Below are 7,470 nucleotides of genomic sequence, written 5' to 3' on the forward strand. Positions count from 1 at the left end.
GCCCGCTCCCTTTTCGCCGGATGGGTCATTTCATTTCTGAAGGTATCGCTCCGTTATTTCTTGTATCCGCCGCTGACGGCGACTTTTTCCGCTTTTTCCTGGGCCTTCTTCATGGCGTCCTCGACGCTGGTGCTGCCGGTCAGCGCGGCGGCGATATCTTGGCTGACCTCCGTGCCAAGCTGCTGGAACTCCGGAATGGATACGAATTGAATGCCTTGGTACGGCACCGGATCCTTGGCCGGCTTTTTGTAGTCCGCGGACAGCATCGACTGCATCACGATGTCGGCAAACGGCGCCGCTTCCTTGTACTTCGGATTCTCGTACGTCGACTTGCGCGTGCCCGGAGGCGCGACGACCCAGCCTTCGCTTTCGCCGACTTTGGCGATATATTCCTTGCTTGTCGCCCAGGTCAGGAACTTGAACGCCTCCGCTTTGTTTTTGCTCGCCGCTTCGATCGCCAGGTTCCAGGACCACAGCCAGCCGGTGTTGTCCTTGGCCGCCGACGGCGCTTTCACATAGCCGATTTTGCCCACGACCTGAGAGTTTTTCGGGTTGTTCAAAAATCCGGCCGCGACCGTCGCGTCATACCACATGGCCGCTTTTCCCGTCGACATCAGCGTGAGCGCTTCCGTAAAGCCGGTCGTCGTCGCCCCAGGCTGCCCCGCTTCCTTCAGCAGGTCCGCGTAAAACTTCACCGCTTTGACCGTTTCCGGGCTGTTCAGCTTCGCGTTCCAGTTCATGTCGTACCATGAGCCGCCGAACGCATGGATGATCGAGTTGAGCGGCGCGAGCACCTCGCCCCAGCCCGGAAGTCCCCGCAGCACGATGCCCGGCACGTTGTTCGCTGCCTTCACTTTTTTGGCGATCTCCGCCACCTGCTCCCAGGTCGGATGCTCCGGCATCGTCACGCCGGCTTTGGCCAGCATGTCCTTGTTGTAGTAGAGCATGCTGCTTTCGCCGTAAAAAGGAAGCGCATACAATTGATTGTCGTAAGTCAAGCCGTCGCGGACCGCCGGAAATATATCGTCCAGGTCGTATTTCGCTTTCGCATCGGCAGGCATGCTGTCGAAGTAGGATGTGAGCGGCTCGATCCATTTGTTCTTGGCCCAGATGGCCGCGTCGTAGTTGCCGATCGTCACAATATCGTACTTGCCTCCGCCCATGGAGACGTCAACCGTCACCTGCTTGCGGAGATCGTTCTCCGGCAGCACCGAAAATTTCACCGTGGTCCCGGTTTCTTTCTCGTAATCTTTGGCCAGCTTTTGCATAATGGCCATATCAGGGTTGTTCACCGTTGCGATCGTCAGCGTCTTCTTGCCGCCTTCCGCAGCCGCTTCGCCGGCCGCAGCCTCCTTGCCTTCTTTTCCCGGGGACGCCGGCGTCCCGCATGCCGTAAGCGCTACCAAAGCGGACAAAGAAAACAGTCCGAACGATGTTGTCCATTTCTTCAAGATCATTACCCCCTGTTCTGGTTAGGGACCTTTCACGGAGACTGCCCGTGGCAATCATGACAAATTTTAATTTCACGATCCCTTGAAGCTATTATAACGGGGGTAAAAATGTGATGTATATAACATCATACGGAAGTTTGACGCCATCTCATTCATGCCAGGATTAAATAGTTCGGAATTTCAGGACAAAAAAAAGCCTGCGCCGTCGGGTTATCGGCGCAGGCATAGGTCTTCGGGCTCCGCTTCCTTGATTCAACTTCACATGTGGGGAAGAGCAGGGACTCGAAACGGATCCCCTGCTCCCCCGCACCGTCTGTTCTCACCTTCCGGCAATTTCCCGCAAGCTGAACCGCAGGATTAGACCTTGAACCGGGACATTAGCTCCCGAAGCTCCTCGACCATGAGCGTCAGCGATTCGGAAGAGGCGGCGATTTCTTCCATCGCCGCGAGCTGCTCCTCGCTGGAGGCGGCCACATGCTGCGCATTGGTCGCAGCCTCCCGCGCAATCCGGGACAGCTCCTGCGTCGTTGCGTTCACTTGCTCGGAGCTCGCGGACATTTGCTCGGAAGCGGCGGAAACCTCTTGAATTTGCTCGTCCATCGCATGAATATGATGCAGAATCGCCTGGAACGCATCGCCCGCCTGACCGACCAAGCGGGTCCCCCGCTCCATCTCCACTGCGCCCGTTTCCACCGAGGCGGCGGCCTCCGCGGCGAAGCTCCGGATTTGGTCGATCAGATTTCCGACCTGCTCGGCGGATTGCTTCGTTTGCTCCGATAGCTTGCGGATCTCGTGGGCTACTACAGCGAACCCTTTGCCGTGTTCCCCCGCCCTCGCGGCTTCGATCCCCGCATTCAGCGAAAGAAGATTCGTCTGGTTGCTGATCCCGGTGATCACTTCTATAATTTTGCCGATTTCCTGGGAACGCGCGTTAAGCTGCCGGATGATGTCGGCCGTCTGCTTGGCGTTCTCGTTCACCTGATTCATGCCGGCTACCGCTTCCTGGATTTTCGCGTTGCCTTCCGAAGCTTTTGCCGTCGTTTCCTCGGAGGAATCGCGAACCAAGGAAGACGACTCGGCAATGCGCTGAATCCCAAGCGTCAGCTCATCCATCGCCCGAACGGTTTCCTCCGCTCCCCGAAGCTGCACATCGGCGCCGATCGCCACCTCTTGAATCGTCGCGGAAATATTTTCCGCCACCTTGCTGGTCTGCTCGGCGCTGGCGGACAGCTGCTCGGAGGTGGACGCGGCATGCAGCGTATGCTCGGACACCTTGTTCAGCATCTGTCTAAGCTCGCCGGTCGTCCGGTTGAAGTGCTCCGACATTTGCCCGAATTCGTCCCGGCTTGAAACCTGAATGTGATGCGTGAAATCCCCGGCCGCCAGCTTCTCGGACAGCTTGTTCAGCTTGGCGATTTGGACGGTAATCCCGCGGCTGTAGACCAGAATGACCGCCGCAATCAGCAAAATCCCCGCCAGTCCGATCAGACAGAGCTTGAGCAGCAGCTGCGCAAGCGGCTCCGTCAGTTCCTTGTCCGGCATCACGACCGCAAGAATCCACTGCGTCCTCGGAATTTCTTTATAGAACACGTGGTTTGCGCCGTTGGCGCTAGCATACGTAGTGTTTCCGTTTTTGTTTTGCAGCAGCTCTTGCCCCAAAGCGGCCAATGCGGAATCGGGGTCCTGCTGCAGCTTGGATTTCATCACTTTTTCTTGATCCGGGCCGGCCAAATAAGTGCCGTCCTTATGTATCAGAAACGCCCAGCCCGTGGCCCCCACCTTCATGTCCGCTACGGTCTTTTGCAGCGTGGACAGGTCGATATCGCCCGTCGCCACGCCGATAAACTGTTTTCCGGCATGATAGATGGGAGCCGACGCCGTCACCATGGACACCTTCGTAACTTCGTCATAGTACGGATCTGTATAAACGGCAGCCTTTTGATTAACGGCCGCTTTGTACCAATTCTGGTTCAAATAATTGTAGGTGGGATCGCTGTAGTCTTCCGTCGATTTGAGGCTGTCCTTATCCCGGAAGGCATACGTGGAGAAGTATTTTGTTTTCGGGTCATACGCCCCCGCTTCAAAATAAATGCCGACGCCGAACGTCTCCCCGTTCACTTGGAGCCCGCCCTTCGTCATGGACTGGTAATCCTGAAGCGTCAGCTTCGTATAGGTTTCCTCGACCGTATGAGCGATCATCTCCGGCAGCCTCGTATGCGCAACGAGCCGGGTATCGATATCGTTCGAGATGCTCTTCAATTGCTCGTTCATGCCATATCGGCTCTGATCGAGAATGATCCCCTTGGCATAAACATAAGCGGCGACTAGGACGGCAGCAAACAAAACAAGCACGGCGGGCATAAACAAGAAGAACGTTTTGGCTTTGACGCTTCGAAGTCTCATGAGGGCATCTCCCTTTGGATGGATATAGAGTCGTGTACTTAATATAATTCGACATTTTTCGTCAAAACCCTCTAAATCCCCTAAGTTTACATGCCATTTATATTTCCGTACGCGGTAACGGCTCTGCCCCTCATCCTTTCCGGGCGATGAATGCAAAAAGCCCCAGTTCGGATGTTACGACTGGGGCCAGAGCGGTCAATCCGCCATAAAATACTTTCTTCGAACCGCATCGATATGCATCAACTCCAGCGTCATGCTATTCATTGCGTGGCGAGCAGCTCATCATCGTACCATCTGCCCGTTTTGTTATCCGAGTAGTTGAATATCGTGTTGTTCTTCATTCGTAGGAGGTAAAATTTGCGGTCGCTCCCCATATAGACGCCCCCTCTATTCAGGTTCGGGCGGTCCTGGGAATTCTCTTCCTTGGCCAGCGCATCCAAAGCATCCGCTTTAGAAATGTTGAAGCCGGTGTCCAGCCAATAATACCCTTGCGTATCCTGAGGCGAAAAACTTCCGTCATTGCTTATGCCGCTGCGGTAGATCAGCAGCTCGCCATCTTCCGTCAACAGCTCTTTCAGTCCCGGAGTCGATACGCCGGGCACCACAATTTCCGATTCGCTCAGAACTTCGTTCGCCAGACGGACGTTACCCTTAGCGTCCAGCAGCGCGAGCCGTTGGGTGCCGGTCATAATCCGACCATGCGTAGGCATTCCATTTGATACCAGCCAGAAGCTCCCGTCGTCATTTGCAATGATCCGATCCAGAGGCTGCTGCAGTTCTATGATTTCCGATACTTTTTTTCCAAGAATGAGGAACGTACGATATTCATATAATGAACGTCCAATGTTGTAAGCCGTGATTTTTTCAACGGACACCAGCGTTATGCCGGAAGGCAGCTCAAAACGCATACCCTTCAGTTCCCTGATATACGCCATACCCGCTTCTCCCGGACTTACCGTAATTTGCTCCTTGGTCATGAGGTGCAGCCCTTGGTAATACAGGCCGTCGTCCCTCGTCTCCAAAGAAGCCGGTTCGCCCGCAGTCTCCCGCTTCAGCTCTACAATACGTTTTCGCAGCTCGTCCGTTTCTTTGTTAGTCATCCATATCGGCGTCTCATCCAACGACTTCTTTACTCTCAGGCCGCCCCGGTCCGGTTCCGTAATCAGCTCGGGGTACACATACAAGTAATCCGCATCGTCGTAGTAAATCGCCCCGAGCACCTGCTGCTGTCCGCCGATGACGTTCAGTCCCTTGGCATCGTCCCATACGAGCTCCAGTCCCAGCGCATCGTGAGCGTATTTCCAAGTCAGCGGCAAATAAGTGACGTCGTTCCATTCCAGCAAAGGATACGGCTCGCTCCCGTTATCGATATAGCTGTTGCCTATCGTTACCGGGAAATCGGGCATGGTCGCCGTATACGCGCGGTTTCGCGGATTGGACCCGGACAAATCGGGGCGGAACGCCTCCTTGTTCCAGTCTATCCAGCCTCCGCTTAATCGCCCTCCACCCATGCCGATATGCAGCCCTTTCTCCTGATCGAAGGACAGCGCGATGGCGAGCGCCCGGGTATATTCCCAGGTGAGCGGCAAATAAGTAATGTCCTTGTATACGAAAAAAGGGTATTTCAGCTTTGAATTATCCAGCGTATGGCCGTTGATGAGCACGGGAAAATCGGGAAGCCGCACTTTCTTGCCTCCGGCAGCCGCTTGGGTCGCCGCGGGGAAACATAAAAGCAGCATCGAGCAAAGCGCCAACCAAGCCAAAGGCTTTTTCCAGTTCATGGAGCCCCCTCCTTTTAACCATTAGACGCAAAGGGATGCCAATGGTTGCAACAAGCAAGCCTGCCGCCTATATCCGATTTCCGCGCAAAAAGGCCAGCATCGCTTCGTCCGTCTCCTCCGCGCCCTTCCCGAGCCAAATCAAATGGCCCCACGTATCCAACAGGCGAAGCTCCGATTGCGGAAGATGACGATGCGCGTGAAAGGCGTGCTCCAACGGGACGAGACGGTCGTGTCTGCTGTGCAGGACAAGGGCCGGGCACCGCACATGTTCCAGCTCCGACGGGACGATGTCCCCGATCTGGGACAAATCGATGAAAAAGCCGTGGCCCGACCGCTGCCGATTGTTCATCCGGCGGAACGCCTCCCAATCCCCCTCGCCGGTATTGGCGGCGATTTCGCTCCGGGTTAGGGTGCTGAACGAAGGCGCCATCTGCCTGAAAACGAAGCGCGGAAACCCGTTGTTCAAGCGGCCGAGCAGCTTCCAGACCGCCTTTTCGGCAGGAGGGCGGAACAGCAGCCGCGATACGCGGTATTCCTTGTCCTGCGGAGTCAACCAAGCTTTCGTCACCGCGCATTGCAGCGTGAACGTGCGGATACGGTCCGGAAACAGCGAAGCGAAGCGGATGCCGCTTGGGCCGCCAGCTGAGACGGCCAGCAAATGCACCTTGCCGAGCTGCAGCCGATCCAGCAGGTCGTTGTATGCCCGGCAAGCCCGGGTCAAGCTCGCTCCTAGCGCCTTGGAGGTGCCGCCGTATCCCGCGCGGGACGGGGTGATCAAGCAGTATCCCTGACGGATCAAGGCCGCGTAGCCGAACTCCTCGTAACAGTTGGAATGCCCGCCGTGCATCACAAGAATCGGCTCGCCCTCTCCTGTAACGGAGTATTCCAAGGGCAGGTCTTCGAACCGGTGAACATCCACGTGCCGATTCATTGGCCTTCTCTCGTTCCATCGGCATCCGAAGCCGTCAGTCCGTTGACCACAAAACGGATCAGCAGCTCCACTACCCGCCCGTAGACGTCTCCGAGCTCGGCTTTATGCAGCGAGACGAAAACGACCGCCCGAAGCAGCCCGGCGACAACCTCGTGCTCCAGCGGCAGCATGGCCCCTTGCCCCTGCCACTTCTCGAAGAGCCGCTGCGCGGCGCGGGTATCCTCCTCCGCATGCTGCTGCAGCGTTTCCTGCGGCAGCTTCCGGACAAGCTGCTCCCATTCGTCCTGCCGGAACACCCGCTGCAGAAAAGGATTCGCATCGATCGTTTCGAAGCTTGTCCGGAACAACTCGTGGAGCAGGACTTTAGGCGGAAGCTCCGACGACAGCATGTCCGCCAGCAGCTTGTCCTTGAAGCTTTCCTCCCGCTTGGCGATCTCGAAGTACAATTCCTCTTTGGAGGCAAAAAAGCTGTAGAACGACCCCTTCGCGATGCCGCAAGCGGCCACGATATCGTCCAGGCTCGTCTTCTTCAAACCGTACTGGATGAACAGCTCCTTTCCTTTGGACAACAAACATTCGCGGATCGCTTCTTTTTCCTCTTTGCGAAATTTCGGCATCTTATTCTTCCTCCCGGCTTGATTTCAAACAGTCGTATACCGCGCAGCGCACGGCATTTTCCCGCGGATTGCGGTCCATATAGCCGCCGATCCGGTTCAAAACGTAGGCGTAGCCCATCCCAAGATCAGGATCCGCGAAGCAAAACGAGCCTCCGGCCCCAGGGTGCCCGAACGCGTGCAGGCTGCTGCCGAACATACGCTCAGGGATCGGCTTCCACAGCCCGAGCGAGTAGCCGAGATCGACCCGGTTCACCCGGTCGAACCAGCCGGAGGCGGGCGGCTCCGCC

At 56.5% G+C, this 7,470-nt stretch carries 5 protein-coding genes and 1 pseudogene; all 6 read right to left on the reverse strand.

The window, feature by feature from the left end; translation table 11 throughout:
• Positions 1 to 53: 53 nt before the first annotated feature.
• Positions 54 to 1,457, reverse strand: a complete 1,404-nt coding sequence (locus tag PEH01S_RS28615; protein WP_036713747.1) for an ABC transporter substrate-binding protein — start codon at positions 1,455 to 1,457, stop codon at positions 54 to 56.
• 351 nt (positions 1,458 to 1,808) lie between these two features.
• A complete protein-coding gene (locus PEH01S_RS28620; RefSeq protein WP_127489550.1) occupies positions 1,809 to 3,854 on the reverse strand; it encodes a methyl-accepting chemotaxis protein in 2,046 nt (681 codons plus the stop codon).
• Between the two features lie 260 nt (positions 3,855 to 4,114).
• Complete coding sequence (locus PEH01S_RS28625; RefSeq protein WP_127489553.1) at positions 4,115 to 5,635, reverse strand: hypothetical protein; 1,521 nt, start codon at positions 5,633 to 5,635, stop codon at positions 4,115 to 4,117.
• A gap of 67 nt (positions 5,636 to 5,702) precedes the next feature.
• Positions 5,703 to 6,566, reverse strand: a complete 864-nt coding sequence (locus PEH01S_RS28630; protein WP_127489555.1) for an alpha/beta fold hydrolase — start codon at positions 6,564 to 6,566, stop codon at positions 5,703 to 5,705.
• Positions 6,563 to 7,183, reverse strand: coding sequence for a TetR/AcrR family transcriptional regulator (locus PEH01S_RS28635; RefSeq protein ID WP_127489557.1), 621 nt, complete (start codon positions 7,181 to 7,183; stop codon positions 6,563 to 6,565). The genes PEH01S_RS28630 and PEH01S_RS28635 overlap by 4 nt, the downstream gene beginning before the upstream one ends.
• Before the next feature lies 1 nt (position 7,184).
• Positions 7,185 to 7,470 (reverse strand): annotated as a pseudogene (locus PEH01S_RS28640) (EstA family serine hydrolase); the annotation flags it as partial.

It is taken from the genome of Paenibacillus ehimensis NBRC 15659, assembly GCF_004000785.1.
In the GTDB taxonomy this organism is placed as follows: Bacteria; Bacillota; Bacilli; order Paenibacillales; family NBRC-103111; genus Paenibacillus_G; species Paenibacillus_G ehimensis.

Bases quoted from the DNA above. Each gene is read 5' to 3' on its own strand.
- PEH01S_RS28615 (WP_036713747.1), bottom strand. From the start codon at position 1,457: ATGATCTTGAAGAAATGGACAACATCGTTCGGACTGTTTTCTTTGTCC.
- PEH01S_RS28620 (WP_127489550.1), bottom strand. From the start codon at position 3,854: ATGAGACTTCGAAGCGTCAAAGCCAAAACGTTCTTCTTGTTTATGCCC.
- PEH01S_RS28625 (WP_127489553.1), bottom strand. From the start codon at position 5,635: ATGAACTGGAAAAAGCCTTTGGCTTGGTTGGCGCTTTGCTCGATGCTG.
- PEH01S_RS28630 (WP_127489555.1), bottom strand. From the start codon at position 6,566: ATGAATCGGCACGTGGATGTTCACCGGTTCGAAGACCTGCCCTTGGAA.
- PEH01S_RS28635 (WP_127489557.1), bottom strand. From the start codon at position 7,183: ATGCCGAAATTTCGCAAAGAGGAAAAAGAAGCGATCCGCGAATGTTTG.